Origin of the sequence: Kribbella sp. NBC_01484 (genome assembly GCF_036227145.1) — a bacterium.
Classification (GTDB): Bacteria; Actinomycetota; Actinomycetes; order Propionibacteriales; family Kribbellaceae; genus Kribbella.
In genome coordinates this window covers 5874995-5901392 of sequence record NZ_CP109437.1, presented here as the reverse complement: position 1 = coordinate 5901392, position 26398 = coordinate 5874995, and the positions used below count along the sequence as shown (strand labels likewise).

20 protein-coding genes are annotated in these 26398 nt (G+C 69.1%); 5 read left to right on the top strand and 15 right to left on the bottom strand.

The window, feature by feature from the left end:
* Window positions 1–4: 4 nt before the first annotated feature.
* On the top strand, window positions 5–1186 hold the full coding sequence (nadA, locus tag OG555_RS28840; RefSeq protein WP_329475686.1) for a quinolinate synthase NadA: 1182 nt from the start codon (window positions 5–7) through the stop codon (window positions 1184–1186).
* Between the two features lie 448 nt (window positions 1187–1634).
* Here nadA and OG555_RS28835 read toward each other — a convergent pair whose 3' ends face one another.
* From OG555_RS28835 to OG555_RS28810, 6 genes are all read right to left on the bottom strand, one after another.
* A complete protein-coding gene (locus OG555_RS28835) occupies window positions 1635–2807 on the bottom strand; it encodes an IS110 family transposase (RefSeq protein WP_329484779.1) in 1173 nt (390 codons plus the stop codon).
* Window positions 2808–3499: 692 nt separating this feature from the next.
* A complete protein-coding gene (locus OG555_RS28830) occupies window positions 3500–4687 on the bottom strand; it encodes a glycosyltransferase (RefSeq protein WP_329475685.1) in 1188 nt (395 codons plus the stop codon).
* On the bottom strand, window positions 4687–5103 hold the full coding sequence (locus tag OG555_RS28825; protein WP_329475684.1) for an adenylyltransferase/cytidyltransferase family protein: 417 nt from the start codon (window positions 5101–5103) through the stop codon (window positions 4687–4689). The genes OG555_RS28830 and OG555_RS28825 overlap by 1 nt, the downstream gene beginning before the upstream one ends.
* Window positions 5103–5828, bottom strand: a complete 726-nt coding sequence (locus tag OG555_RS28820; RefSeq protein ID WP_329475683.1) for a CDP-alcohol phosphatidyltransferase family protein — start codon at window positions 5826–5828, stop codon at window positions 5103–5105. Before OG555_RS28820 ends, OG555_RS28825 begins: the two co-directional genes overlap by 1 nt.
* A gap of 235 nt (window positions 5829–6063) precedes the next feature.
* On the bottom strand, window positions 6064–6489 hold the full coding sequence (locus tag OG555_RS28815; protein WP_329475682.1) for an adenylyltransferase/cytidyltransferase family protein: 426 nt from the start codon (window positions 6487–6489) through the stop codon (window positions 6064–6066).
* 100 nt (window positions 6490–6589) lie between these two features.
* Entirely contained in the window at window positions 6590–7801 is a 1212-nt protein-coding gene (locus tag OG555_RS28810) for a glycosyltransferase family 4 protein (RefSeq protein WP_329484888.1), read from the bottom strand.
* 80 nt (window positions 7802–7881) lie between these two features.
* Between OG555_RS28810 and OG555_RS28805 the strand changes: the two genes are divergently transcribed.
* Both OG555_RS28805 and OG555_RS28800 read left to right on the top strand, forming a co-directional pair.
* Window positions 7882–9576 (top strand): right-handed parallel beta-helix repeat-containing protein, encoded by a 1695-nt coding sequence (locus OG555_RS28805; RefSeq protein WP_329475681.1) that lies wholly within the window; start codon window positions 7882–7884, stop codon window positions 9574–9576.
* 133 nt (window positions 9577–9709) lie between these two features.
* Complete coding sequence (locus tag OG555_RS28800) at window positions 9710–11302, top strand: right-handed parallel beta-helix repeat-containing protein (protein WP_329475680.1); 1593 nt, start codon at window positions 9710–9712, stop codon at window positions 11300–11302.
* On the opposite strand, the gene OG555_RS28795 is transcribed toward OG555_RS28800, so the two are convergent.
* The 6 genes from OG555_RS28795 to OG555_RS28770 form a co-directional block, all read right to left on the bottom strand.
* Entirely contained in the window at window positions 11277–12659 is a 1383-nt protein-coding gene (locus tag OG555_RS28795; protein WP_329475679.1) for a mannitol dehydrogenase family protein, read from the bottom strand. The genes OG555_RS28800 and OG555_RS28795 overlap by 26 nt on opposite strands.
* Before the next feature lie 27 nt (window positions 12660–12686).
* Window positions 12687–13544, bottom strand: coding sequence for an ABC transporter permease (locus tag OG555_RS28790; RefSeq protein ID WP_329475678.1), 858 nt, complete (start codon window positions 13542–13544; stop codon window positions 12687–12689).
* Entirely contained in the window at window positions 13541–14419 is an 879-nt protein-coding gene (locus OG555_RS28785) for an ABC transporter permease (protein ID WP_329475677.1), read from the bottom strand. Before OG555_RS28785 ends, OG555_RS28790 begins: the two co-directional genes overlap by 4 nt.
* Window positions 14416–15462 (bottom strand): ABC transporter ATP-binding protein, encoded by a 1047-nt coding sequence (locus tag OG555_RS28780; RefSeq protein WP_329475676.1) that lies wholly within the window; start codon window positions 15460–15462, stop codon window positions 14416–14418. The genes OG555_RS28785 and OG555_RS28780 overlap by 4 nt, the downstream gene beginning before the upstream one ends.
* On the bottom strand, window positions 15459–16538 hold the full coding sequence (locus tag OG555_RS28775) for an ABC transporter substrate-binding protein (protein ID WP_329475675.1): 1080 nt from the start codon (window positions 16536–16538) through the stop codon (window positions 15459–15461). The genes OG555_RS28780 and OG555_RS28775 overlap by 4 nt, the downstream gene beginning before the upstream one ends.
* A gap of 199 nt (window positions 16539–16737) precedes the next feature.
* Window positions 16738–17727 carry a LacI family DNA-binding transcriptional regulator gene (locus OG555_RS28770; RefSeq protein ID WP_329475674.1) on the bottom strand — a complete coding sequence of 330 codons (990 nt, stop codon included), beginning with the start codon at window positions 17725–17727 and terminating at the stop codon, window positions 16738–16740.
* A gap of 270 nt (window positions 17728–17997) precedes the next feature.
* Between OG555_RS28770 and uxaC the strand changes: the two genes are divergently transcribed.
* On the top strand, window positions 17998–19404 hold the full coding sequence (gene uxaC / locus OG555_RS28765) for a glucuronate isomerase (RefSeq protein ID WP_329475673.1): 1407 nt from the start codon (window positions 17998–18000) through the stop codon (window positions 19402–19404).
* A 528-nt stretch (window positions 19405–19932) separates the two neighbouring features.
* Here the strand turns inward: uxaC and OG555_RS28760 are convergent.
* On the bottom strand, window positions 19933–21105 hold the full coding sequence (locus tag OG555_RS28760; protein ID WP_329484779.1) for an IS110 family transposase: 1173 nt from the start codon (window positions 21103–21105) through the stop codon (window positions 19933–19935).
* A 697-nt stretch (window positions 21106–21802) separates the two neighbouring features.
* On the opposite strand from OG555_RS28760, the gene OG555_RS28755 reads away from it, so the two are divergent.
* The gene (locus OG555_RS28755) at window positions 21803–23338 is read left to right on the top strand and encodes a right-handed parallel beta-helix repeat-containing protein (RefSeq protein ID WP_329475671.1); all 1536 of its coding nucleotides are present in this window, start codon (window positions 21803–21805) and stop codon (window positions 23336–23338) included.
* Here the strand turns inward: OG555_RS28755 and OG555_RS28750 are convergent.
* Together OG555_RS28750 and OG555_RS28745 are read right to left on the bottom strand one after the other, a co-directional pair.
* The gene (locus OG555_RS28750; protein WP_329475670.1) at window positions 23324–24622 is read right to left on the bottom strand and encodes an O-antigen ligase family protein; all 1299 of its coding nucleotides are present in this window, start codon (window positions 24620–24622) and stop codon (window positions 23324–23326) included. The genes OG555_RS28755 and OG555_RS28750 overlap by 15 nt on opposite strands.
* 2 nt (window positions 24623–24624) lie before the next feature.
* On the bottom strand, window positions 24625–26250 hold the full coding sequence (locus OG555_RS28745; protein ID WP_329475669.1) for a Wzz/FepE/Etk N-terminal domain-containing protein: 1626 nt from the start codon (window positions 26248–26250) through the stop codon (window positions 24625–24627).
* Window positions 26251–26398: the final 148 nt, after the last annotated feature.

Below are 26398 nucleotides of genomic sequence, written 5' to 3'. Positions count from 1 at the left end.
TGACGTGACGACTACTGCGGATGGCCTTAAGGCTCTTCCTCTGCTGTTCCTGGGACAGAACACCGACCCGCACTCGGAGCGGGGTGTCGAGTGTCCGGGCGCGTTGCCGCCGGCGTCCGACCCGGATCTGGTCGAGCGGGCGCTGAAGGCGAAGGCGGCGCTGGGTGACCAGGTGTTCGTGCTCGGGCATCACTACCAGCGCGACGAGGTGATCCAGTTCGCGGATGTCACCGGTGACTCGTTCAAGCTGGCCCGGGACGCGGCCAACCGGCCGGACGCGCCGTACATCGTGTTCTGCGGTGTGCACTTCATGGCCGAGTCCGCGGACATCCTCACCAACGACGAGCAGACCGTGATCCTGCCGGACCTGGCGGCCGGCTGCTCGATGGCGGACATGGCCCGGATCCAGCAGGTCGAGGCGGCCTGGGACGCCCTCGCCGACGCCGGGGTCGCGGACGTGACCGTGCCCGTCACCTACATGAACTCCAGCGCCGACATCAAGGCGTTCTGCGGCCGCAACGGCGGCGCGGTGTGTACGTCGAGCAACGCGGACACCGCGCTCGAGTGGGCGTTCGAGCAGGGCGAGAAGGTGCTGTTCCTGCCGGACCAGCATCTCGGCCGCAACACCGCCGTACTGAAGATGGGCATCTCGCTCGACGAGTGTGTGGTCTACGACCCGCACAAGCCCGGGGGCGGCCTGACCCGTGAGCAGCTGGCCGCGGCCAAGATGATCCTGTGGCGCGGGCACTGCTCGGTGCACGGGCGGTTCACGGCCGAGTCGGTCGACGACGTACGGGCGCGGGTCCCAGGCGTCAACGTGATCGTGCACCCCGAGTGCCGGCACGACGTCGTGACCAAGGCGGACCTCGTCGGCTCGACGGAGTACATCATCCAGACCCTCGAGACGGCCGAGCCCGGTACGTCGTGGGCCGTCGGCACCGAACTCAACCTCGTCCAGCGGCTGGCCAAGCAGCACACCGACAAGAACATCGTGTTCCTGGACAAGGCGGTCTGCTACTGCGCCACGATGAACCGGATCGACCTCCCGCACTTCGTCTGGGCGCTGGAGAACCTGGTCGCCGGCCACGTCGTCAACCCGATCAAGGTCGACGCGGACACCGAGAAGTACGCCAAGCTCGCCCTCGACCGCATGCTCGCTCTCCCCGGCAAAACCGCCCGCGACTGACCCACCCCGCCCGCCGCCCCGCCACCGACCGGCTCCCGTTCGAGGGGATATCCGGCTCTCCTGCTCAATGTGTGGGTGGTGGCCGACGTGTCACGTCCTCGTCGGAGGCCGGATCCGTTGACCTGAGACAGCTTGTGGTGGGCGGGGATCTGCAATACCAGGTCCCCGCCCACCACGTCCTGCGTGAGTCCCCCGGGCCGACGGCGGGATCGTCGCGACCTCGGACAGGTACCAGGGACCGCGGACACGGCACAACCTGTCCGACGACCCCAGCTGGTGTCCCCAGTCCCGCAGATCCGCACCGATCCCGCCGTCAATAGCACGAACCCGCCCGGCTCCCGCTCCGCCGTGCCTCGCGGTGCGGTCGGTTGGGTGCGGTCGGAGGCTGATGGGGCGCAGCTGGAGGCTGGGATGTGCAAGGTCGACAGACATCCCAGGAGTTTGGGTGTCAAGCTGCGAGGGTTTGGGTGGGGTGGGTCCAGGCGGTTGTTTCGTTGTAGTGGGTGTTGGTTTTGAGGCAGCCGTGGAGGATGCCGACGAGTCGGTTGGCGAGTTGGCGTAGGGCGGGGTTGTGGTCGGCTCCGCGGGCTCGTTGTTTGTCGTAGTAGGCGCGGGCTCCGGGCGAGGCGTTGAGTGCGGCGAAGGCTTGGCTCATGAGGGCGTCGATGAGCCGGTCGTTGTGGACGTAGCGGGCCAGGGCGACTTTCTTCTTGCCCGAGGCGCGGGTGATCGGGCTGGTCGCGGCGTAGTTCTTGCGGGCTTTGGCCGATGCGTAGCGGTCGGGGTCGTCGCCGAATTCTGCGAGCACCCGGGCGCCGAGGATCGGTCCCAGCCCGGGCTGGGACAAGATGATCTCAGCGGCCGGGTGCCGGCCAAAATGGGCCTCCACCTGCCCTTGCAGGCCGGTGACCTGCTCGTTGAGGACGGCCAGGACCGCGACCAGTGCGCGGGTCGAGGCGGCGTAGGCGGCGGTGACCACCGCGGGCTGGCCGAGGTGCTCGGCGCGCAGCGCCGCCTGGATCGCCGCGGCCTTGTCGGCGATGCTGCGGCGACGGGCCCGTTTCAGCGCCGCGGTGATCTGGGCGGTGGTCAGCCGGGCCGCCGCGGCCGGGTCGGGGGCCTTGGTCAGCAGCTCGAGGGTGTCGGCGGCGTCCAGGTCCTCGAAGGCTTCCAGCGCGGCCGGGAAGTACTCGCGCAGCGCGTGCCGCAACCGCTGCGTGGTCCGGGTCCGTTCCCAGATCAGGGTCTTGTGCATCCGGGTGACGACCTTGATCGCCTCGGCCTCGGCGCTGTCACCGGCCACCGGGCGCAGCTGGTGGGAGTCGGTGCGGACCATGTCGGCCAGCACATGCGCGTCGGCCGCGTCGCTCTTGGCACCCGACACCGCGTGCCGTTTGCGGTACTGCGAGGCCTGCAACGGGTTCACCGCGAACACCAGGTACCCCGCGGCCACCAGCGCGGCCACCCACGGGCCCCGATCGGTCTCGATCCCGACCACCACCTCGACCTCGTCAGGATCAGCCGCACCGAACTGCTCGGCCACCAGCGCATGCAACCGCGCCATCCCCGCCACCCCCTCGGGCAACCGCGCCTTGGCCAGCACCCGCCCCGCCGGGTCCATCACCTCCACATCGTGATGCGCCTCGGCCCAGTCATCTCCCACAAAGAACTTCAACACCGATCTCCCACACTCTCGACGCCATCCACACCACCAGCAAGCCGGTCGGGAGAACCATCAGCGACCTAATGAAGCAGTGCTCACGCCCCCCAACCACACCAAGGGCCGGGCACGACATCCCATCAGCGATCAAATCTCCCGGTCACCGGCAGGGGCACGATCTGTCGACAGGACTCAAACGGTCCAGGAGGTACAAGTGCTCACCCACCGGCGGCTTACCAGCCCCGAGTCTGCCCGACGGCGACCCGGTAACTCTCATTAGGAGGTGTCGGCCCCAGCTCCGGCCGGGCCAGCCGATCTCATGCGTGAATGCCTCGTCCGACCGGCACCCTGGACCGACACCACCTGTCGAGCTGCACACCGGCCAGCCTGGCTCACCTCGCCCACACATCCAGCAGAAGAGCCGGATATCCCCTTGTCTTGTCCGCGGAGGCACGAGGCGATTTGTCCATGGGAGGCGCGGGCCGGTCGTCCGTAGGCGGGCGCCGTGGTTGTCACTGGGAGGCACGGGCCGGTCGTCCGTAGGCGGGCGCCGTGGTTGTCACTGGGAGGCACGGGCCGGTCGTCCGTAGGCGGGCGCCGTGGTTGTCACTGGGAGGCGCGGGTCGGTCGTCCGTAGGCGGGCGCCGTGGTTGTCACTGGGAGACGCGGGCTGGGGTGTACCAGGTGGCGAGGATGTCGGGGAGGCGGTCGGGGCCCCAGCGGTCGACCGGGGTGATGCGGCCGCGGAGGGATGCGAGGCCCTTGGCGAGTTCGCCGACGACGTCGCCTCGCCAGGAGACCGCGATGCCTTCGCCGGGGCCGACGATGACGGCCGGTCCGCCGCGGTCGACGCAGACGACCGGGCACCCGGACGCCAGGGCCTCGGTCACCGCCCAGCCGGCCGCCTCGCGCAGCGCCGGCGCGAGCAGGGCGTCGGCGCGGAACATCGCCGCGAGCACGTCCTCCCGCGGCAGCTGACCGGTGAACTCGACCCGGTCGCGGACCCCGAGCTCGTCGGCCAGCCGCTCCGCGCGCCGCCAGTCCGGCCCATCGCCGATGATCCGCAACTCCCAGTTCGCCGCCTCGGGACGCGCCAGTGCGCTGATCCCGAGCAGCACGCCCTTCCACGGGATCAGCCGCCCGACGAACAGCGCCGTCTTGATGCCCGGGGCACCGAACGGCTCGTACGGCCCGGACGCGGTGAACCGCCGGATCGCCACATTCGGCTGCACCGCGATCTCCCGCGCGTACGGGCGGAACGCCTCGGCCACATCGTTGTTCTGGGCAACCATCAGGTCGGCGCTCTGGGCCAGCTTCCGGCCCGTGACGCGACGACGGAGGCCGGTGAAGGCGCGCCGTACCAGCTCGGCCGTCAGCCCACGCGGCCCGAGCCAGTGCGCCATCGACAGCGGCGCCGTGGTCGACCCGCCGACCGGTCCCCAGATCACCTTGGCCGACGACTGCTCGACCACGCCGGCGGACATCCAGTCGACCGCGAAGGTCAGATGGTGGATCACGTCGAAGGTGTGCTGCGCGTGCAGCTCCCGGGCGGTACGACGGGCCAGCCCCTGCCACAGCGGGTAGTACCAGTACACGTCCGACGGCCGGCGCCGCAGCCGCAGGATCCACTTCGGCAGCTCGAGCGGTACGACGGTCAGCCCCGGAACCGGCCGGATCGCCAACTCCTCGGCGATCTCGTGCGCGAACTTGCCCCGGGTCAGCAGCCACACGTCGTGATCACGTGCGGCGGCCTTCGCCCAGGCCCAGCCGGCCCCCGGTTCCGAGCCACCCTGCGGCCGGCATGCGTAGGCACTGAGCAGAACCTTCGGCCGGGCCGGCATCAGCTCATCCCCTCCAGGAGCCTGCGCAGATCGGTGCTGGACGTCGAAGCGGTGTACGGGAAGTAGTGCACCCGCGCACCGACCTCGCCGAGCAGCCTCTCCAGTCTCATCCCCTTCTCGGTGCCCTTCCAGTCATCACCTTTGAAAAGAACGTCGTACCGGAGCTGTTTCCACATCTCGAACTTGTCGCTGGACCAGTCGCTGACCACCTCGTCGACCAGGCCGAGGGCCCGGACGACGTCCATCCGCTCGTCGTGCGGGACCACCGGCGGGCGACCCTTGATCCGGGCCACCACCTCGTCCTCGACGACGCCGGCGATCAGGTGGTCGCACTGCTCGCGGGCCCGGCGCAGGATGTTCAGGTGGCCGATGTGGAACATGTCGTAGACCCCGGGCGCGTAGCCGACGATGCCCATCAGCCGTTCGCCCCCAGCACGGCCATCTCCCGGTACCACTTGGCGAATGCGGCCGCGAGGAAGAGCAGGTTGGCCGCGAGCAGAGCGCCGTACAGGACGACGAACAGCGACGGCGTGCCGAAGGCCAGGAAGACCAGGCACAGGATGCCGTAGTCGGTCGGTGCGATGAGCAACGACTTGAGCACGGAATCGCCACGCTGGTTGGGCTGCTGCGCGCCGCCGTGCCGCCGGCGCAGCTGGTCGATCAGGATCAGCCCGAAGAACAGCACCGACGACATGCAGACATAAGCCAGCGGGACCAGTAGCACCAACTCGTTGCTGAAGGCATCGAAGCGGTAGAACGAGATCAGTACGGCGCTGTGCAGCAGGACGATCTTGATCGAGTCGATCATGTGGTCGAGCCACTCACCGAGCGGCGACCCGTCACCGCGCAATCGAGCGAGTTGTCCGTCCGCGGAGTCCAACCCGTACCCGAGCACCAGCAGCGCGGTCACCGCGAGGGCCAGCGGCAACGACGGTCGAACCAGCGCGATCAAGATGATGCCGATCAGGGAACAGAAACCGGAAGCCAGGCTGACCTGGTTCGGCGTCCGGTGCCCGAGGAAGGCGGCCGCCGCGAACACCCGCCCGATCCGCCGGTTCACGAACCGCGAGTACGCCGGCGTACCCGCCGAAGGCTTCTGCGCCCGGGACAGTTGCCCAACCGTCTCCCGCAACGAGGTCATGGGGTCTCCCGGCCTGGACTGAGGAGCGTAGGGAGCCCGGCCATGGGGCCTCGGTCTGGACTGAGGAACGCAGGGAGCGAAGCGACCGGAGAGACGAGGGAAGACCGGGAGCCAGGCCCCATGACCTGCCGCGCCGGAGGCGTGGCATCCGACACAGCGACTGGACCGACGAGGGAAGACCGGGAGGTAGAGCCCCATGACCCTGCCGGCGCCGAAGGCCCGGCCAAAAGCACAGTCATGCGACGGAACTGCGGGACTGGCGCTGGTCGATGGCGGCGCGCAGGATCGGGCTGCGGGAACCGCGGCCCGCCGGCAGGACGGTGATCAGCGCGGGCGGGATCCCGTCGAGCTCGTCCACCCCCAGCACACCGTCCAGGCGACTGGCGGCGAACACGGTCCGGACCTCCAGTACGTCGGTCAGCCACTCCGGCCGTACGCCGTCCACGACGACCACCTCGTCGACACACCGCAGGTTCTCGAGGATCTGGGCCCGCTCGACCAGCGGGACGAACGGCCTCGCACCCCAGGCGTCCAGCGCCCACTGGTCGGTCAGCACTCCCACGACCAGCCGGTCGCAGGCGCGGCGAGCCCGCTCGAGTACGTCGACATGGCCGACGTGGAACAGGTCGAAGACCCCGGCCACACATCCGATCCGCGACAAGCTTCGATCCCCCAGCAAAAGCGCTGCCCCCTGCGACTCTCGGACGGAGCCCTGTGTCGATGTGCCCGGTACGACGCGGCCCCCCACGTCAGCGGTGACTTTATACCGTTCGCGCACGGCCCGCCCAGCGTCCCCGTCGGGTCCGGCCGCTGTCCGCGTGCCGGGCGATCGCATCGGTGTAGATCCTCTCCGTGGCCGCGAGGTCACGCTCCGGGGTGAAGCGATCGAGATAGACCTGTCGGGCTCGTTCGCCGAAGGCTATCGAAGTCTCGGGATCAGCGACCAACCCCATCGCCTTCCGCAGTCCCTCCGGATCGCCGGGCTCGGCCAGCGCCCCGGTCTCGCCGTCGTCGACCAGCTCCGCGAGCGCGCCGAGCCGGGACGCAACCACCGGGACGCCGTGCGCGAACGCCTCCACCACCACGAGTCCGAAGCTTTCATACGAACGCGCCGGTACGACGGCGGCGCGCGCGGACCGGAGCACATCCATGCCGGCCGCCCAAGGCAGCTGACCAAGCACCTGAACAGACAGGTCCCGCCGAGCCCGTTGCTCCGCCTCGGCGCGCAGCGGTCCGTCGCCGACGACGACCAGCTTGCCGAGCGAGGAATCCCAGGCCTGCAGGAGATCCGCGAACCCCTTGTCCTCGACCAGCCGGCCGAGGAACACCACGGCCTCCCCCGCGCCACTGCGCACCGCGCCGGTGTGCGGTACGGCGTGCGGCTTGACCACCAACTGATCCGGGTCGTAGCCGGCGGCGACGTACCGGTCCCGGACGAACTCGGACGGCACGACCAGAGTGGTGACGTATCGCTGCCAGGTGTGCAGTGTGTTGTGGACGCCGATACTCGTGGCCAGCGGCAACGTCTGCACGCGGGACTCGCGATAGCAACCGTGCCGGACGGCGGCCAGCGGAAGCTTGCCCACACAGGACTCGCACGGCCGGCCGTCGCGCTGCAGGACCGCGTTGGCGCACAGCAGCCGGAAGTTGTGCAGTGTCGCCACGACCGGCAGGTCCAGCCGGTACGCCGCGCGCAGCACCGAGGCGCTGAACAGCGGGAACGTGTTGTGGATGTGCACCACATCGGGCCGCTGCGCCTGCAATAGATGTGTTAAATCGCGTTCCGCCGAAAATGACCAGACGGAGTGGAACGGTAACAGTGCGCGATCTTTTCGGCTCATGGCGGCGATATCGTCGCTGTTCCGGGCGTACAGGTCGATCTCATGTCCTGAGTTACGCAATAAATCAATCGTTTGGGCGACGACGGTGTTCTCGCCACTGGGTTGACCCGTCCGGTAACGGTTGTGCAACATGGCGACCCGCATGGGCACTACCTTAAGTCTCGCGGTGGCTACACCTGGTTCACGGGGTAATGCAACGCCCGGAGGGTGCATTGAGGAAGTTGTGGTTCGCAGCGCTTATCGCCGCTGCGCTCGCCGTCGTTACCGTGGCGCTGCCCGTCATCGCCAACGAGAACAAGGCGACAACCGCGGCCAAGTCAGGTGTCACCGACTCGGCGGCCTCCCACGTCCTCCCCTCGCACCGCGTCCCCAAGACGCCCGGCGCACCGGCGAGCAAGCCGCCGAAGGCCACCCGGACGGCCGGTCCTTCGACGAAGCCGAGCACGACCCGGCCGACGGCCAAGAAGCCGGGAACGACGACCCCCACTCCCCCGGTCCCGACGGTCCCCACCGTGGACTCCGACGAGGCAGGTCCGGCTGTCGCGGGTCCGTGCAGCGGCGTGGTGATCAAGCCGAGCGACGACGCCCAGTCGATCATCAACGCGAAGCCCGCCGGTACGACGTTCTGCTTCGCCGCCGGAGTGCATCGGATCGCGCAGACCCTTCGTCCCAAGGCGGACCAGGTGCTGGCGAGCGCGGACCGCGCCGTCCTCAGCGGGTCCGTGCCGCTGACCGGATGGGCCAAGTCCGGCGCGAACTGGGTGGTGCGTGGAGCGCTGCCCGCGGCGTACGGGATGAGCGGGCAGTGTGAGGACAACAAGGCGAACGTGTGCTCCCTGCGGGAGCAGGTCTTCGTCGACGGCACGCACCTGACCCGGGTCGCGAGCGCCCCCGCGGTCTCCGACGGCAGTTTCTACGCCGACTACGGGGCGAACGCGATCTACGTCGGCAGCAACCCGGCCGGGCATGCGGTGGAGATGTCGAAGACCGCGACCGCGATCGAGTCGGGCGCGACCGGCGTCGTCGTACGCGGCCTCACCATCGAGCACTTCGCCAGCGCACCCCAGGCAGGCGCCCTGGTGTCCGGGCCTGGCTGGAAGGTGACCGCCAACGATGTCCGCTGGAACCACGCCGTCGGCGTAATGCTGGTCAAGGCCAACAACACGAAGGTGGACAAGAACCTGATCCACCACAACGGCCAGCTCGGCCTCGGCCAGTACAGCTCGGCCGCGGCATCCGTGACCCGCAACGTGATCAGCTCCAACAACACCGACGGGTTCTGGATCGCCGACTGGGAGTCCGGCGGGATCAAGTCGACCCGGTCCTCCGGCACCGTCAGCGGGAACGTGATCAAGGCCAACCTGGGCATCGGGATGTGGGCCGACGTCGCCGACGACGGCCGGGTGATCAGCTCCAACCAGATCGTCGGCAACGCCGCCGACGGGATCCGCTTCGAGATCAGCCGCAACGGCACCATCGAGAACAACACGGTCAGCGGCAACGGTTTCGGCACCGGCCGCGGCTCGGGTACGTCGCTGTGGGACGGCGGCGGGATCAACATCAACACCTCGTCCGGCGTGACCGTCAGCGGCAACAAGGTGTCCGGCAACGTCAACGGCATCACGATCCAGTCCCGCACCCGCGGCACCGGGCCGTGGGGCACGTACCTGCTGCGCGACATCCGCGTCTCCGGGAACACGATCGAGATGACCGGCGGCACCCAGGCGACCGGCATGGTGCAGAACTCCGGCTCCCCGATCCCGGCCGGCGAAGTCGTTTTCAGCGGCAACAAGTACGTGCTGGACGCGCTCGGCGCGCAGCGGTTCGCGATGGCCGGCACCAAGCTGACCGCGGCCGGTTGGCGCGACGCCGGGCTGGACACGGTCGGCAGCTTCCTCGCGAACTGATCGCTTGCCGACCGCAACATATTTGTGCACTACGTATTGCCACGACTACCTGAGGTAGTAGTAGTCTGCGAAGCGAAGCCGCGCCATGGGGGGTGCGCTCAGGGCTCACCTGTGCCACCGGAGGCTCCGCTCTATGAAGACAGCTACCGCAGTTCTGGCGATCGTTGCAGCAGGCACCTTTGCTGCCGCCGTCACCGCCCTGCCGGCGCACGGCGTGCCGGCCGGCGACCCGACCGACCTGATCCCCGGCCTGCTGCCCGATGATCAGTCCGCCACTCCCCCGCCGGCCGACGGCACATTCGCCACCGGGCCGTCGCAGGTTTCGGCCTGCACCGGCGTCACGATCACACCCGCCCAGGACGCCGCGACGATCGTCGACGACGCCCCGACGGGTACGACGTTCTGCTTCACGGCCGGCCTCCACCGGCTCACCGGGACGATCCGCCCGAAGGCGAACCAGGTGCTCGCCAGCGACCGGGGCGCCGTACTCACGGGATCGGTCCGGCTGACCAGGTGGTCGGCGAACAACGGCGACTGGCTGACCACGGGAGCCTTGCCCCCGGCGTACGCGCAGACGGGGCAGTGCGAGGACAACATGGCGAACATCTGCTACCTGGCCGAGCAGCTCTTCCTGGACAGCAAGCACCTGACCCGGGTGGCAACGCGCGACAAGGTTGCCCCCGGCACCTTCTACGCCGACTACGCGGCGAATGCGATCTACCTCGGCAGCAACCCGGCGGGGCACGCGGTGGAGATGTCGAAGACGCCGACCGCGATCGAGTCCAGCGCGACCGGCGTCACGGTGCGCGGGCTGACGATCGAACACTTCGCCACCCCGCCGCAGGGTGGTGCGGTGGTGCTCGGGCTGGGCTGGAAGGTGGTCGCCAACGACATTCGCTGGAACCACGCGGTCGGCGCGATGCTGGTGAACGCCGACAACGCCGTACTCGAGAAGAACCACATCCACTCGAACGGCCAGCTCGGCGTCGGCCAGTACAGCACGAAGTCCGCGTCGATCTCGGCCAACGAGGTCAGCTACAACAACACCGACGGCTTCTGGATCGCGGACTGGGAGTCGGGCGGGATCAAGACCACCTGGTCCAGCGGCGGCTGGGTGAGCGGCAACCTGATCCAGTACAACCGCGGCGTCGGGCTGTGGAGCGACGCGTACGACGACGGTCGCACCTTCGCCGGCAACCAGATCGTCGACAACGCGGCGGACGGGATCCGCTACGAGATCGGCCGGAACGGCGTGATCGAGGACAACGCGATCACAGGCAACGGCTTCGGCACCGGCCGCGGCTCGGGGACGTCGCTGTGGGACGGCGGCGGGATCAACATCAACACGTCGTCGAACGTGCAGGTCCGCGACAACGTGGTCGCGAACAACGTGAACGGCATCTCGATCCAGTCCCGCACCCGCGGCTCCGGGCCGTGGGGACAGAACGTGCTCCGCGACATCGTTGTCTCCGGCAACCAAGTGACGATGCGCGGCGGCACCACCGCGACCGGCATGGTGCAGAACTCCGGCGCCGCCATCCCGGCCGGCGAGGTCACGCTGAACGGGAACACCTACAACCTCGACAGCCTGACCGCTGAGCGGTTCCAGAAGGCCGGCCAGTGGTACACCGCCCAGCAGTGGCGCCAGACCGGCCAGGACACCACGAGCGCCTTCAGGATCGGGCAGGCGATCCTGGACGCTACGGGCGTGCTGACAGTGCGCTGACGTGCTCGACCAGCAGCTCGCGGAACACCGCTGAGTCGCGCAGGTCGGGCGTGAAGATCGAATCCACGCCCAGCAACGCATCGACCACGGCGGCCGGCTCGCTCACCCCCGCGATCGCAGCCTTGAGCCGGTCCGCCTGCGGGTCGTCCACGGCCGGAGTCTTCAGCACGTAGACCATCCAGGCCGCGACGGCGAGCGAGATCACCCGCGGCTCGGCTCCTGCCGCCAGCCGATCGCGGACTGTACCGAGCATCCGGACCGGCAGTTTCACCGAGCCGTCCATCGCGACCTGGGCGGTCCGATGCTTCAACGCCGGGTTGGCGAACCGCTCCAGCACGCTCGCGCCGTACTCGGCCAGGTCGAGGCCGTCCGGCGGAGTGAGGGTCGGTACGACGTCCTCGGTCATCAGCGCGCGAGCCAGCGTGGACAACTCTTCGTCCTGGACCGCCTCCGCGATGGTCGCGTATCCGCGCAACGCGCCGAGGTACGCGAGCATCGAGTGGGTGGCGTTGAGCATCCGCAGCTTCGCCTGCTCCCACGGCGCGACGTCCGCCGTCAGCACCGCGCCGCCCCGCTCCCACGCGGGTCGGTCGCCGGCGAAGTCGTCCTCGATCACCCACTGCAGGAACGGCTCCGCCACCACCACCGCCTCGTCGCGTACGCCGAGCAGCCGGGCAGCCTCATCCCGGTCGGCCTCGGTCGTCGCGGGCACGATCCGGTCCACCATGCTGGCCGGGAACCGGGTCGCCTCGAACACGTCGGGAACCTTGCCCAGCGCATCGAAGTAGTCCGTCACCAGCTTCCGCAGGAAGGGGCCGTTCGCAACCAGGTTGTCGCAGGAGACGATCGTCAGCGGCTCCACCCGCCGCGCCAGTCCGGCGGCAAGTTGACCGACCACGGTCCGCGGCGGCCTGCCGGTCAGGTCCGCCTGGATCTCCGGGTCGTTCAGGTCGAGCCCGGCGCCGGCGGCACGGTAGCCCTTCTCGGTCACGGTCAGCGTCACCACGGACACCGCCGGGTCCGCGATCCGGGCGACCACCGCCTCCGGGTCCTCCGGTGCGGTCAGGACCTCGCGGATGCTCCCGATCACCTGCACCGACGGATCACCGAGTCCGCGCTCCAGAACGGCGTACAGGCCGTCCTGGGGGGCCAACTGGTCCCGGACGGTCGCGGAGCGCTGGCTGATACCGGCGATCCCCCACCGCGTCTCACCGCTGACGACCGCGGCCCGCTCGGTGACCACGGCCTGGTGGGCGCGGTGGAACGCACCGAGTCCGAGGTGGACGATGCCGACCGACAGCGCGCGCGGGTCGACCTCGGGGCGGACGGGGAGGTTGGTGAGACTCAGCCTGCTCATACGTTCCCATTTCTGAAATAGATGCTGTCACTCTGAGGGTTCTTCCTTTACCCGGGCCACGAGTTGGGTCGGGTTGACGAAGCGCAGCGCCACCACCAGCAATACCAGCATCATCGCTGTGTACATCACGGCCATCGCATCGACCGACTGCTGGGCGCGGATCCCGGCGGCGGACATCGAGTAGTACAGCGCGACCACCAGCGTCTGCGAGTCCGGACCGGCGGTCAGGAAGGTCAGCTCGAACATGCCGACCGTCCGGACCAGCACCAGGATCGCCGAGGCCAGCAGGCCGGGGACGAGCAACGGCGCGAGGATCTTCAGGAACACGGCCCGCGTGCCGGCACCGAGCATCCGGGCGGCGTCCTCGATCCGCGGATCGACCTGCTCGATGAACGGCGTCATGGTCAGGATCACGAACGGCACCGACGGCACCAGGTTCGCCAGGACGACGCCGGACAGGTGGCCCGCGAAGCCGAACTTGTACAGCACGGTCGCGAGCGGGATGCCGTACGTGATCGGCGGCATCAGGATCGGCAGCAGGAACGTCAGGTACACCAGCCGCTTGCCGGGGAAGCTCTTCCGGGCCAGCACGTACGCCGCCGGCGCGCCGATCACGACCGCCAGTACGACGACCAGCGCCGAGGCGAGCAGGGTCACGGAGATGACGTGCAACAGACCGAACTCGCGCCACGCATCGCCGTACCAGTGGGTGGTGAAGCCGCTGGGCACCCAGGTGTCGAACCATCGCGTGCCGAACGAGCTGACCAGCACCGATCCGACCACGCCGGCCAGGTTGACGAAGAAGAACGCCACCACGGCCCAGATGACCCAGCCCAGGGGTGTGGTGCGCACCGCGCGCCTCGCCGTCTCCGCCTGGACGCTCATCCCTTGCCTCCTGTCGATCCGGTGTAGAGCCGCGATCGCCACAGCAGCACGATCGCCACGACGATGAGCTCGACCGCACCCATGATCATCGCGATCGCCGACGCGTACGCGTAGTCGTACTGCTCGTACGCCGCCTGGTACGCGGCGAGCGAGATCACCCGGGTCGAGCCGGCCGGATTGCCGACCAGCACGGCCGACGGGAAGACCGAGAACGCCAGCACGAACGTCAGCAGAAACGTCGTCGCCAACCCGGGCGCCAGCAACGGCAGCGTGATCCGGCGGAACCGCTGCGCCTTGGACGCGCCCAGGGTCGCCGCGGCTCGATCGAGGGTCGGGTCGATGCCGCTCAGGTACGACAGCACGAGCAGGAACGCGAACGGGAACCCGGTGATGACGAGCGAGAAGAACACGCCCCAGTAGTTGTTCGTCAGGCGGATCGGATTGTCAACAATGTGCAGGCCCAGCAGCACCCGGTTGAACCAGCCGGTCGGGCCGAGGAAGTTCAGCAACCCCTGCGCGGTCAGCACGGTCCCCAGCGTGATCGGTACGACGAGCACCGTCGTGAGCAGCCGTTTGGCGCGGAAGCGCCCCCGCATCCGGAAGGCGATCGGCACCGCGGCGAGCACGTTCAGCAGGGCCGCGGGCAGGGCGATCTTCAGCGTGGTCATGATTGTGTCGCGCTGATACGCGTCGCCGAAGAACTTGTCGTAGTTGGCGAGGACGCCGCCACCGTTCAGCGGCTGGAACGACAGGCTCAGCCCGTAGAGGAACGGATAGACGAACAGCAGCAGCACGAAGATCGTGGCCGGGAGCAACAACCAGAGCCGCCTGTCGACGCCGCGCTCGGCCAGGCGGTGCTGCCAGGTCCCGCTCATGACGGGTAGACCAGGAGTCGTCCGGGTGTGACCGCCAGGGCTACCTGCTCACCGGCACCGACCTGCTGCTCGGTGCGAAGGTGCAGCCGAACGTCGTCCTCGAGCACCACCTCGACCGCACGTTCACGGCCTTGGTACTCGACCACCTCGACCAGACCCTTCAGGCCCTCGCCGCCGAGCTTCACGTCCTCCGGTCGTACGGCGGCGATCACATCGTCTCCCGCTGCGACGACACCCTGCGCCGCGCCGACCATCGTCGTACCGCCGAACTCGATCGTCACCTCGCCATCGGTCACGTCCGCGGCCTTCAACGGCAGCAGGTTGCGGTAGCCCATGAAGTCGGCCACGTGCCAGGTGGACGGCTTGGTGTGGACCTCCTCCGGCGTACCGATCTGTTGCACCCGGCCCTGGCGCATCACGACCAGGCGGTCGGCCATGCTGAGCGCCTCCTCCTGGTCGTGCGTGACGTAGACCGTGGTCAGCCCGAGCGACTGGTGCATGCGGCGGATCTCGGTCCGCATCTCCAGCCGGAGCTTGGCGTCCAGGTTGCTCAGCGGCTCGTCCATCAGCACGAGCGACGGCTCGAGGACGGTCGCCCGGGCGATCGCGACACGCTGCTGCTGGCCACCCGACAGTTGGCCGGGCAGCTTGCTCGCGTGATCGGTCAGTCGGACCATCTCGATCGCGGCCGTGGTCCGGCGCCGTACCTCGTCCTTCGGGATGTGACGCATCCGCAGACCGAAGGCGATGTTGTCGCGCACGGTCAGGTGCGGGAAGAGCGTGTAGTTCTGGAAGACCATGCCGAAGCCGCGCTTCTCCGGCGGCAGCGTGTCGATCCGCTGATCGTCCTGGTGGATCGTGCCCGTGGTGAGCGGGAGCAGGCCGGCCAGGCAGTTCAGCGCGGTCGACCTGCCACAGCCGGACGGGCCGAGCAGCGCGATGAACTCGCCCTGCTCGATGGTCAGATCGAGATCGGCCACGGCGTCCGCCGTACCGAACCGGCGGCCGACGCCCTCCAGCCGGAGTTGGCCCAAGCTACTCACGGCTTCTTCACCTTGCTGCCGCCGACCTCGCGGTCCCACTGGTCGGACGCCGCGACCAGGCTCTTCGCGTCGAGCGGCACCTCGGTCGGATTGTCGGCAATCAGCTTCTCGTACTCCGGGCGCCCGTACTCCATGATCGCGTCCTGGCTCTCCTGCGGCGCCTTCGACAGGTCGACACCCTTGATCGCCGGACCGGGGTAGAAGTAGCCCTTGTCGTACGCCTTCGCCTGCTGGTCCGGCGTGAGCATGAATTGCAGCAGCTGCAGGATCGCGGCCTGCTTGTCGGTCGAGACCCCCTTCGGTACGACGGCGTAGTGCGCGTCGGTGACCCAGTGGAAGCCCTTCAGCGGGGTGACCGCGGCCTCCTTCGGAACCGTGCCGAGGACGCGCGGGTTGATGTCCCAGCCCGTCGTACTCGCGATGACGTTGGCCGAGCCGTTGGCCAGGGCCTTCATGGTGTCCGCCGTCCCGGACGGGTAGAAGTCGACGTACTGGTTGAGCTCCTTCAGGTAGGCCCAGGTCTTGTCCCAGCCGTTGACCGGGTCCTTCGGGTCCTTGTCGCCGAGGATGTACGGCAGGCCCATCAGGAAGGTGCGGCCGGGACCGGAGTTCGCTGGGCGCGCGTACATGACCTTGCCCTTGTTGGCCTTGGCGTAGGCGAGCAGCTCGTCGGCGCTGCGCGGCGGCGCGGGGACCTTGGCCGGTAGGTACTCGAGCAGCGGCCCGGACGGGTAATAGGTGACGGTGACGCCGCTGTTGCCGGCCAGCTCCTGCATCTTCTGTGCGGGCGGCAGGTAGTCCTTCATGCCAGGGATCCGGCCGGCGTACTTCGACAGCAGGTCGATCCACAGCCCCTGCTCCTGGCCGGCCGCGAGACCGTCGGTGCCAGTGAGTACCAGGTCGATGTCGACCCGGTTCGCGTTCTGCTGGGCCTTGATCTTGCCGGACAGCTCGGGCGCCGGCGCCTTCGAATAGGTGACCTTGGAGATCACGTCGTGGTGCTGCTGGACGAAGTCGTCGATCATCGGCTGGGTCAGCTGCAGGTTGCCGGCCACGTCGAGGATGTTCAGCGTCACTGCCTTCGACGGCTCGTCCGGTACGTCGCCGGTGCTCTCGGCGGCCGGCTTGTTGGTGGTGGGGGCGCCGCACGCGACGAGTTGCGGTGAGCAGGCCGGCGACGACGATCGTGCCGATTCTGCGCTGGACGGGCATCGGGATATCTCCTTGGATCAGGGGCGGACCCGGCGAACTGACCGGGATTGATCACCAGGCGGATCAGGAACCAGGCGCGGGGCCGGTGGAGTCGCGGACGACGAGTTCGCCGTGCAGGGTGCCACGGGTGTCGACGGAGCCGTCCGGGTCGTCGAGCAGGGTCAGCAGAAGCTCGACCGCGATTCGGCCGGCCTCCTGTTTCCGCAGCCGGACCGTGGTCAAAGCCGGCCGGGCCATCCGGGACATCGCGATGTCGTCGACTCCGACGACACTCAGATCGCCGGGCACCGAGATGCCCCGGGCGTGCAAGCGGGCCAGCAATCCGATCGCGACCAGGTCGTTGTAGGTGATGACCGCGGTGGCGCCCGTGGCGACGACCTGATCCGCCGCGGCGATGCCACCTTCGTACGTCGGTGCGAAGTTGCCGACCGGGGTCAGTGTGGCGCCGTGCTCCTCGACCGCGTTGCGCAGGCCGAGACCGCGATGCTGGGTCGACCAGGACTTGACCGGTCCACCGACCCAGGCGATCCGGCGATGGCCGAGCGCGACCAGATGGGCGACGGCCTGGCGCATGCCTTCCTCGTTGTCGTACGTGATGCCGGGGATGCCCTCGGCTGCGCGGTTGACCAGGACGACGTTGGTGTCCTGGGCGATCGCGGACAGCTCGGCGTCACTTGCCCGGGGCGAGCAGAGGACCACTCCGTCGACCTGTTTGGACAGCGCACGGACGAGGCCGACCTCGGCGACCGCGTCCTCGTCGGTGTCCGCGACGAAGACGGCGACGTCGGACCGGCGGGCGCGGGCTTGCACGCCCTTGGTCAGGCTGGCGAAGAACGGGTTGGCGAGATCGGGCACGACCAGGCCGATCGTGCCGGTCCGGCCGGTGATCAGACCGCGCGCGGCGCGGTTCGGCAGGTAGCCGAGCTGCTCGACCGCGGCGGCCACCCGGGCCCGGGTCGCGGCGTTGACCATCCCCGGCATCGAGATCGCCCGGGACACGGTGGACGCCGACACACCCGCTAGCCGCGCCACATCCCGGATCGTCGCCGGCATGGTCACCTCCTCAGGTCAACCACCCCGGGCGCAGTTCGCCGACCGCGCACCCTCCGGGTACGCCGAAGGCGGCTCTTCTCTCACCCTCCTCGCGAAGCGAGGGGCTGATGCTCCACGGCAGTCTGCAATCGGTTGCAGTGTCGTGTCAAGCTCTCACGCTGCGTGCTCTGCGGCCTGCCCAATTCGCCTTGTGGACAAGTACTTGTGCGGACATGAGAGCACTGCAATCCTTTGCAGAGTTCGTTGCAGCCCCTGTGAACCGGAGGACCCATGCCGAAGGCCCTGCAGCCTCATCCGGACCGCGCCCTGCCCGCCGGCGAGGCCCGTGCCGTCGCCCGCCGGATCCACGCGTCGACGAAGGACCTGCCGCTGCTGTGCCTGCACGGGCACGTCGACATCAGCCTGTTCGCGACCGACGCGCCGTTCGGCGACCCGGCCGAACTGCTGGTCGTGCCGGACCACTACGTCACCCGGATGCTGATCTCCCAAGGCATCTCCCCCGACCGCCTCGGACTTCCGCGCCGCGACGGCAGGAAGACGGCCGACCCGCGCGAGATCTGGCGGGAGTTCTGCGCGAACTGGCACCTCTTCCTCGGGACCCCGAGCCGGTACTGGCTTGAGCACGAGTTCGCCGAGGTCCTCGGCGTCACCACGCATCCGTCGGCCCAGACCGCGGACGAACTGTACGACCAGATCTCCGCGCGGCTCGCCGAGCCGGAGTTCCGGCCCCGGGCGCTCCTCGACCGGTTCGGGATCGAGCTGATCTCCACCACGGACGCCGCGACGGACGACCTCGCCCAGCACGCCAAGCTGGCGGCGGACCTGCCCGGCCGGGTGATCCCGACCTTCCGGCCGGATGCCGTCGTCCATCTGGATCGGCCCGGCTGGCCCGGGCTGGCAGAGCAACTGGGCGCGCTGGCCGAGGTCGACACCTCGACGTACGACGGTTACCTGCAGGCGATCCGACAGCGGCGGCAGGCCTTTGTCGCGGCGGGCGCGCGGGCGACTGACCACGGGCATCTGAGTGCGGCCGCCGTACCGCTGTCCGATGGGGACGCGGCGCGGATCTACGCGAGCGCGCTGAAGGGCGACGTGTCAGCCGAGGAGGCGGCGGCGTTCGCTGGGCACATGCTGTACCAGTCGGCGGTGATGTCGGCCGAGGACGGCCTGGTGATGCAGTTGCATCCGGGCGTCCTGCGGGATCACGATCCGGCGATCCACGCGACGTACGGGCCGGACCAGGGGCACGACATCCCGGTGGCGACGGAGTTCACTCGGTCGCTGCGGCCGTTGCTCGAGCGGTTCGGGCACGCTGCCGGTTTCCGGATCGTGCTGTTCACGGTGGACGAGACGGTGTACTCGCGGGAGCTCGCGCCGCTGGCCGGCGTGTATCCGGCCGTGCGGCTCGGCGCGCCGTGGTGGTTCCTGGACAGCCCGGACGGGATGCGCCGCTTCCGCGAGCTCGTCACCGAGACCGCCGGCTTCTACAACACCTCCGGCTTCGTCGACGACACCCGTGCCTTCCTCTCGATCCCGGCCCGGCACGACCTGGCCCGGCGGATCGACGCCGGCTACCTGGCCAACCTGGTCGTGCAGCACCGCCTCGACGAGGACGACGCTCTGCAGGTCGCGCAGGACCTCGCCTACAACCTCGCCCGCGACACCTACCTCGGCTAACGCGCCCACCGCGGCACCTGCGAGTGTGCGTGCGGTGAGGGCACCTCCTGGCTGCCGCGGACAAAATAGCGGCTCTTCTGCTCGATGTGTGGGTGGTGGCCGGCCTGCCGTGTCGAGGTCGGTGGGCGGACCCGGATCCGGTGACTTGAGAAAGCCCATGGTCCAGTCGCTGCCCCCCGGTTCCCGGCATCCGGCCGGCAGCATCCAGACGCCCAGACGCCGGAGTCCCGAAATGCTTGCGCCGCCCGGAGTGTTGATGGGCGCGATTGCCGCGAGCTCGGACAGGTACAGGGGACCTCGGACACCACACAGCCTGTCCGAGGCACCCAGATCGTGTCCCAGTTCCCGGTGATCGCCACCGGTCCCACCGCCGGCACGACGAACCCGTCCAGCCACCGCACCTGCCCGCCGGTGCGGGCCGGTCGGGTGCGGGCTGGTCGGGTGCGGGCTGGTCGGGTGCCGACGGTGGCTTGCGGGGGATGTGGCTGGGAGTGTGTCAGCTCGACAGACATCCCAGGAGTTTGGGTGTCAAGCTGCGAGGGTTTGGGTGGGGTGGGTCCAGGCGGTTGTTTCGTTGTAGTGGGTGTTGGTTTTGAGGCAGCCGTGGAGGATGCCGACGAGTCGGTTGGCGAGTTGGCGTAGGGCGGGGTTGTGGTCGGCTCCGCGGGCTCGTTGTTTGTCGTAGTAGGCGCGGGCTCCGGGCGAGGCGTTGAGTGCGGCGAAGGCTTGGCTCATGAGGGCGTCGATGAGCCGGTCGTTGTGGACGTAGCGGGCCAGGGCGACTTTCTTCTTGCCCGAGGCGCGGGTGATCGGGCTGGTCGCGGCGTAGTTCTTGCGGGCTTTGGCCGATGCGTAGCGGTCGGGGTCGTCGCCGAATTCTGCGAGCACCCGGGCGCCGAGGATCGGTCCCAGCCCGGGCTGGGACAAGATGATCTCAGCGGCCGGGTGCCGGCCAAAATGGGCCTCCACCTGCCCTTGCAGGCCGGTGACCTGCTCGTTGAGGACGGCCAGGACCGCGACCAGTGCGCGGGTCGAGGCGGCGTAGGCGGCGGTGACCACGGCGGGCTGGCCGAGGTGCTCGGCGCGCAGCGCCGCCTGGATCGCCGCGGCCTTGTCGGCGATGCTGCGGCGACGGGCCCGTTTCAGCGCCGCGGTGATCTGGGCGGTGGTCAGCCGGGCCGCCGCGGCCGGGTCGGGGGCCTTGGTCAGCAGCTCGAGGGTGTCGGCGGCGTCCAGGTCCTCGAAGGCTTCCAGCGCGGCCGGGAAGTACTCGCGCAGCGCGTGCCGCAACCGCTGCGTGGTCCGGGTCCGTTCCCAGATCAGGGTCTTGTGCATCCGGGTGACGACCTTGATCGCCTCGGCCTCGGCGCTGTCACCGGCCACCGGGCGCAGCTGGTGGGAGTCGGTGCGGACCATGTCGGCCAGCACATGCGCGTCGGCCGCGTCGCTCTTGGCACCCGACACCGCGTGCCGTTTGCGGTACTGCGAGGCCTGCAACGGGTTCACCGCGAACACCAGGTACCCCGCGGCCACCAGCGCGGCCACCCACGGGCCCCGATCGGTCTCGATCCCGACCACCACCTCGACCTCGTCAGGATCAGCCGCACCGAACTGCTCGGCCACCAGCGCATGCAACCGCGCCATCCCCGCCACCCCCTCGGGCAACCGCGCCTTGGCCAGCACCCGCCCCGCCGGGTCCATCACCTCCACATCGTGATGCGCCTCGGCCCAGTCATCTCCCACAAAGAACCTCAACACCGATCTCCCACACTCTCGACGCCATCCACACCACCAGCAAGCCGGTCGGGAGAACCATCAGCGACCTAATGAAGCAGTGCTCACGCCCCCCAACCACACCAAGGGCCGGGCACGACATCCCATCAGCGATCAAATCTCCCGGTCACCGGCAGGGGCACGATCTGTCGACAGGACTCAAACGGTCCAGGAGGTACAAGTGCTCACCCACCGGCGGCTTACCAGCCCCGAGTCTGCCCGACGGCGACCCGGTAACTCTCATTAGGAGGTGTCAGTCCTGGCCGCGACCTGGCCGGCCGGGGCAAGGCGTGAATGCCTCGCCCGACCAGCACCCCAGGACCGACACCACCTGTCGAGCTGGCACGCCCAGCGCAGCCAGGCGGTACGGTACAGCTGCGGTATCCGAAGGGGTGGGTGGGTGCCGACCTCGCTCACTTCGCCAACACATCCAGCAGAAGAGCCGCAATAACCTGTCCAAGGCCCCCAGTTCCTGGTCCAGCCCACGGCGGTCGGCTGGGTGGACCTCGGTCGCGCGGCGGCGTGGGACGCGTGCGCAGGTGGGGTGGGGCTCTGGTGAACGCTCGACCTTGTGGCGGGTAGTCTCTCGCAGATCTGTTCGCCGGGGGTGGGTGAAGGGACGTGGATGAGGCGTCGTGGTGTCGCGGTGGGTGGTGCCGTGCTGGTGTTGGTGCTCGCGGGCTGCTCTGACTCCGGGAGTACCGGCAAGCCGCCGGAGTCGGCTCCGTCGGCTACGTCCACGGTGACCGTGCCAACGGGTCCGCCTGCCGCGGCCGCCGCGGCGCTCGGACCGACAGGTCCTGGTACGGCGAAGGCCTGCCGGGGAATCGCGATCCCCGTCGGCACGGATCCGCAGACGGTGATCGACCCCTCCCCCGAGGGCAGCGTGTTCTGCTTCGCCAAGGGTGTGCATCGGATCAGCAAGGCGATCCGGCCGCGCACCGGTGACACGTTGGGTGGCGGCGCGGGCGTCGTACTCACGGGATCCGTGCGGCTGAGCGGGTGGACGCGGGCCGGAGATGCGTGGGTGGTGCGTGGGGTCCTGCCGGCGGCGTACCCGCTCAAGGGGCAGTGTGAGGACAACAAGACCAAGCCGTGTCAGCTCGGTGAGCAGGTGTTCGTCGACGGCAAGCATCTGACCCGCGTGATGAGCCTGAATCAGCTGACGCCGGGCACGTTCTTCGGGGACTACGAGGCGAATGCCGTGTACGTCGGGGACGACCCGGACGGCCGTGAGGTCGAGCTATCGCGCACGCAGACCGCGATCGAGAAGTCGGCGGACGACGTCACGGTGACCGGGCTGACCATCGAGCACTTCGCGAGCCGGCCGCAGGGTGGTGCGTTGCAGGTCGGTCGCGGGTGGAAGGTGAGCGCGAACGAGCTCCGCTGGAACCACGCGGTCGGGATCATGGTGATCGAGGGCGACGGCGCCGAGGTGAGCCGGAACACGGTCGCGGACAACGGGCAGCTCGGGATCGGGCAGTACAAGTCGGCCGGCGTACGCATCACCGCGAACCTGGTCACCCGGAACAACACCGACGGGTTCTGGATCGCGGACTGGGAGTCCGGCGGGATCAAGTCGACCCGGTCGTCGGGCGAGGTGTCGGGCAACGACATCGTGGCGAACCGCGGGATCGGGATGTGGAGCGACATCGCGGAGTACGACCGGCGGATCACCGGGAACCGGATCCGGGACAACGCGGCCGACGGGATCCGGTACGAGATCAGCTACCAGGCGGTGATCGACCAGAACGTGGTCGAGAACAACGGCTTCGGCACCGGCCGGGGCTCCGGCGGAACCCTGTGGGACGGCGGCGGCATCAACGTCAACACGTCCTCCGACGTGCAGGTCCGCGGCAACCTGGTCAAGGCCAACCGCAACGGCATCTCGCTGCAGTCCCGCACCCGGGGCGACGGCCCGCGCGGCACCTACGTCCTGTCCAACGTCCTCATCGAAGGCAACCTGGTCGTCCTGAGCGCCACCGCCACCACCGGCGTCGTCGAGAACAAAGGCTCCCCCACCAAACCCGGCGCCGTCACCTTCCGCCGCAACAGCTACCAGCTCGCGGGGACGCCGGACCGCTTCGCCTACCGCGGCAAAACCATGACCTGGGACCAATGGCAGCAATCAGGCTTCGACCAGGACTCAGTAAGTAGTTAGAGCTCTGGATCGGTGGCGTATTCGGTCTGCATCGCAGACGGCCGCGGCTACCAGTAGGTGCAGGGTCATGGAGCTGAGGTCGGAGAGGCCGCTTTCGTTGAGGGAGGCGACCGTGACGTAGCCGAGCAGGAGGGCCCCGCAGGCGCGGATGTACGGCGTCGGCGCGCGGAGGACCGAGATCCAGGCCAGGACCAGCGCCAACCCGACGATGATGACGGCGAGCAGGCCGGTCTCCCAGTAGAGGCCGAGCCAGCTGTTGTCGATCGCCATCACGTCGATGTCGCCCTCGCCGCGGCGCAGCAGCACCCGTTTGTTGCCGAGCCCGTGACCGATGATCGCGGTCTGGATGGACACCTTCTCGTCCAGCACCGCCTGCCAGCTCGTGGTCCGCCCGCTCAGCGAACTGATCTGCTGCGTCCCCTGCCCACGCAACAACCAGGTGTGCAACGACCCGATGGTCAGGAACGCGATCCCGAGCAGCCCAGGCACTGCCAGACTGGCGATCCGGCCGGCCCAGGTCTTGCGGGTGATGACCAGCGCGATCACCAGCCCGAAGGCAACCGCCGCCGCCGACGTCCGGGTCCGGCTCGCCGCGATCAGTACGCCGCCCAGCCCGATCAACGCACCCGCCGGGAGCAGCGAGAGCTTCCGGCAGAGCAACCCGATCAGCGCCAGCCCGAGCAGGATCGCGCCGACCTCACCCACCCGCGGCGGCAGCATCGGGATGATCACACCCTGCAGGCGGTACCCGGTGCCGAGCGATCGCAACGGCCGCCAGGCCTGCGACGGCGCGTACGCCAGGCTCAGCACGACCGTTGCCGCCAGCAACAGATGGGCCCACAGATGCGCCCGGATCAGCCGCTCCGGGACCTGCACCAGCGGCCGCCAGAGCAGGAACACCAGCACCAGCCCGATCAGGAACCGCGCCAGCCGCGTCAACGGCCCGAGTGGCTCCGCCAGCAGGAACGCGGTGGCGCAGGCGAACAGCACGTACATCACGTACATGCTGCCGGCCGGATTGACCCGGGTCCGGAAACCCGGCTTGGTCGCGGCCAGGGCGATCAGGAAGATGGCCCCCAGCAACAACCCCTTCATCACGCTGTTCGTCGAGCCCGTCGTACCCTGCGGCGCGGCGACCCGCGACGACCACGGCTGGACGCCGAGGACGAACAGGCACCACAGCATCAGCCAGAACCAGGCCGGTTTCTCGATCTGCCCCGCGACCGTCCCCGGCACCGGTGGCGCCAGCCCGGTGCCACCGCGGTACGTCGTCGTGGATCGCATCGTCAGCGCATCGGCGCGACAGCCGAGTCGAGTGGCTTGTAGTTCAGCGGGATCCCCAGCGTCTCGTCCTGCGACGAGGCCCCGATCAGTACGACGCCCAGCACCGGAGCACCCGCGAACTGCAGAGCACCGGTGAGCCGCGCGACATCCATCTCCTTGTCGAGGCCGACCTGCACCACGAGCACCGACGCGTCGACGGCGGCCGCCAGCGGCGTGATCCCGTGCCGCCCGACCGACGCCGGTCCGTGGATCACCACGGAGTACCCAGGCGGCAGATCCGCCACGATGCCCGGCACCAGCGACGGGCCAACGGCCTCCGCCGTCTCCTCGTGGTTCAACCCGGGCGGCAGCACATACAGGTCCGCGACCGTCCCCGGCCGGAACAGCTTCCGCGCCCGGATCGCCCGCGTCGCCGCCGGCTCCATCACCAGGTCGGTCAGCCCTTCGTGCCCGGTCAGATGCGGCAGCACCGGCGGACCCTCGATGTCCGCCAGGACCAGCAGGGTCTCGCGACCGTCGCGAGCGTTCGCCTCGGCCATCGCCAGCGCGATACCCGCCGAGTTCGGCGTGGGCGAGGCCGAGACCACCAGCAACGCGCCCGGGCCGCCACCGGCGAAGGCCCGCGGGTTCAGCTCCCGGCGAGCCAGCGCCCCGCTCGCCTCGGCGCCCAGAGCAGTGATCTCGTACTGCGGTAGTTCGGGAGCGGCCCGGTGCCAGAACCGGCGGCGGTGCCCCTCGGAAGCCGCGATGACCGGCGAGCTCGCGGCGCGCGCCGCCTGGTCACGGGTCAGGATGTACGGCGTCAGGTGCGACCGGAGCAGTGCGAGTCCGAAGCCCAGCACCAGGCCGAGGATGCCGCCGACGAGGATGTCGCGGGCAACCATCGGCGAGGAGCTCGCGGTATCCGTGGTGGCCGGGGTGACGAGCTCGCTGCCGGCGCCCACGGCGTTCAACGCCTTGAGCATCGCCGCCGCGTCGTCCGCCGCCTGGCGGGCCTCGGTGGTCAATCCGACCTGCTGGTCCCGCAGTGCGGCGGCGGTCTGGTTGTCCCCGCGCTGGACCGCCTCGTCGATCCGGGTGGTCAGGCTGCGCGACTGCTGGGTTGCGGTCTTCGATCGGTCCCCCGCCTGCCCGGCCACGTTGGTCAGCAGTGCCTTGGCCTCGTCGTTGCGCTGCTTGAGGTAGATGGTCGAGATCGCATTGGCCCGCTCGACCGCCTTCGCCGCGGTCGGGCCGTCGGTGGTGACCAGGTAGGCGTTGTCGGTGACCGCCTTCACCCGGGTCACCGCGGCGAGGCTCTGGAGGGTCTGGTCGTTGTCCGGCATCCCCAGCGACTTCACCACGGCGCGCAGCAGTGTCGGGCTGGCCATCACCCGCGCCTGGGTCTCGGCCGGCAGGTCCATGCCGAGCGGACCGGTCTTGTCCGAGCTGGTCGACAGCTTCCCGACCAAGGCCGGCGGCACGGCCGGACCGATCACCAGCTGGCTCGAGGCTGTCCATCGCTCCGTCTGGGAGAGCGCGAACACGGAGGCGCCGACCAATCCGAGCAGGATGCAGCCCATGATCAGCCACTTCTGCCGTAGCAGTGACTGGGCGGTCTCCCGCCAGACCACTGTGCCCGGTTCCATCCGATACCTCACTCCCTCGCGCCAGCGCCCCAGGATATAGGCACACCGGGGCGGTGTGGACACAGCATCTCGTGCTGTGCCCTACTCTCTTCCTCAGAGTTCTCGGGGGCAGGTGAGAACTGTCTACGGCGCCGTGGGTGGCGCCCGT

What these genes read in the sequence shown, in the direction of transcription:
- OG555_RS28835 (WP_329484779.1), bottom strand. Translation starts at nt 2,807, where the DNA reads ATGGACCCGGCGGGGCGGGTGCTGGCCAAGGCGCGGTTGCCCGAGGGG.
- OG555_RS28830 (WP_329475685.1), bottom strand. Translation starts at nt 4,687, where the DNA reads ATGCCGGCCCGGCCGAAGGTTCTGCTCAGTGCCTACGCATGCCGGCCG.
- OG555_RS28825 (WP_329475684.1), bottom strand. Translation starts at nt 5,103, where the DNA reads ATGGGCATCGTCGGCTACGCGCCCGGGGTCTACGACATGTTCCACATC.
- OG555_RS28820 (WP_329475683.1), bottom strand. Translation starts at nt 5,828, where the DNA reads ATGACCTCGTTGCGGGAGACGGTTGGGCAACTGTCCCGGGCGCAGAAG.
- OG555_RS28810 (WP_329484888.1), bottom strand. Translation starts at nt 7,801, where the DNA reads ATGTTGCACAACCGTTACCGGACGGGTCAACCCAGTGGCGAGAACACC.
- OG555_RS28800 (WP_329475680.1), top strand. Translation starts at nt 9,710, where the DNA reads ATGAAGACAGCTACCGCAGTTCTGGCGATCGTTGCAGCAGGCACCTTT.
- OG555_RS28795 (WP_329475679.1), bottom strand. Translation starts at nt 12,659, where the DNA reads ATGAGCAGGCTGAGTCTCACCAACCTCCCCGTCCGCCCCGAGGTCGAC.
- OG555_RS28790 (WP_329475678.1), bottom strand. Translation starts at nt 13,544, where the DNA reads ATGAGCGTCCAGGCGGAGACGGCGAGGCGCGCGGTGCGCACCACACCC.
- OG555_RS28785 (WP_329475677.1), bottom strand. Translation starts at nt 14,419, where the DNA reads ATGAGCGGGACCTGGCAGCACCGCCTGGCCGAGCGCGGCGTCGACAGG.
- OG555_RS28770 (WP_329475674.1), bottom strand. Translation starts at nt 17,727, where the DNA reads ATGCCGGCGACGATCCGGGATGTGGCGCGGCTAGCGGGTGTGTCGGCG.
- uxaC (WP_329475673.1), top strand. Translation starts at nt 17,998, where the DNA reads ATGCCGAAGGCCCTGCAGCCTCATCCGGACCGCGCCCTGCCCGCCGGC.
- OG555_RS28760 (WP_329484779.1), bottom strand. Translation starts at nt 21,105, where the DNA reads ATGGACCCGGCGGGGCGGGTGCTGGCCAAGGCGCGGTTGCCCGAGGGG.
- OG555_RS28755 (WP_329475671.1), top strand. Translation starts at nt 21,803, where the DNA reads ATGAGGCGTCGTGGTGTCGCGGTGGGTGGTGCCGTGCTGGTGTTGGTG.
- OG555_RS28750 (WP_329475670.1), bottom strand. Translation starts at nt 24,622, where the DNA reads ATGCGATCCACGACGACGTACCGCGGTGGCACCGGGCTGGCGCCACCG.
- OG555_RS28745 (WP_329475669.1), bottom strand. Translation starts at nt 26,250, where the DNA reads ATGGAACCGGGCACAGTGGTCTGGCGGGAGACCGCCCAGTCACTGCTA.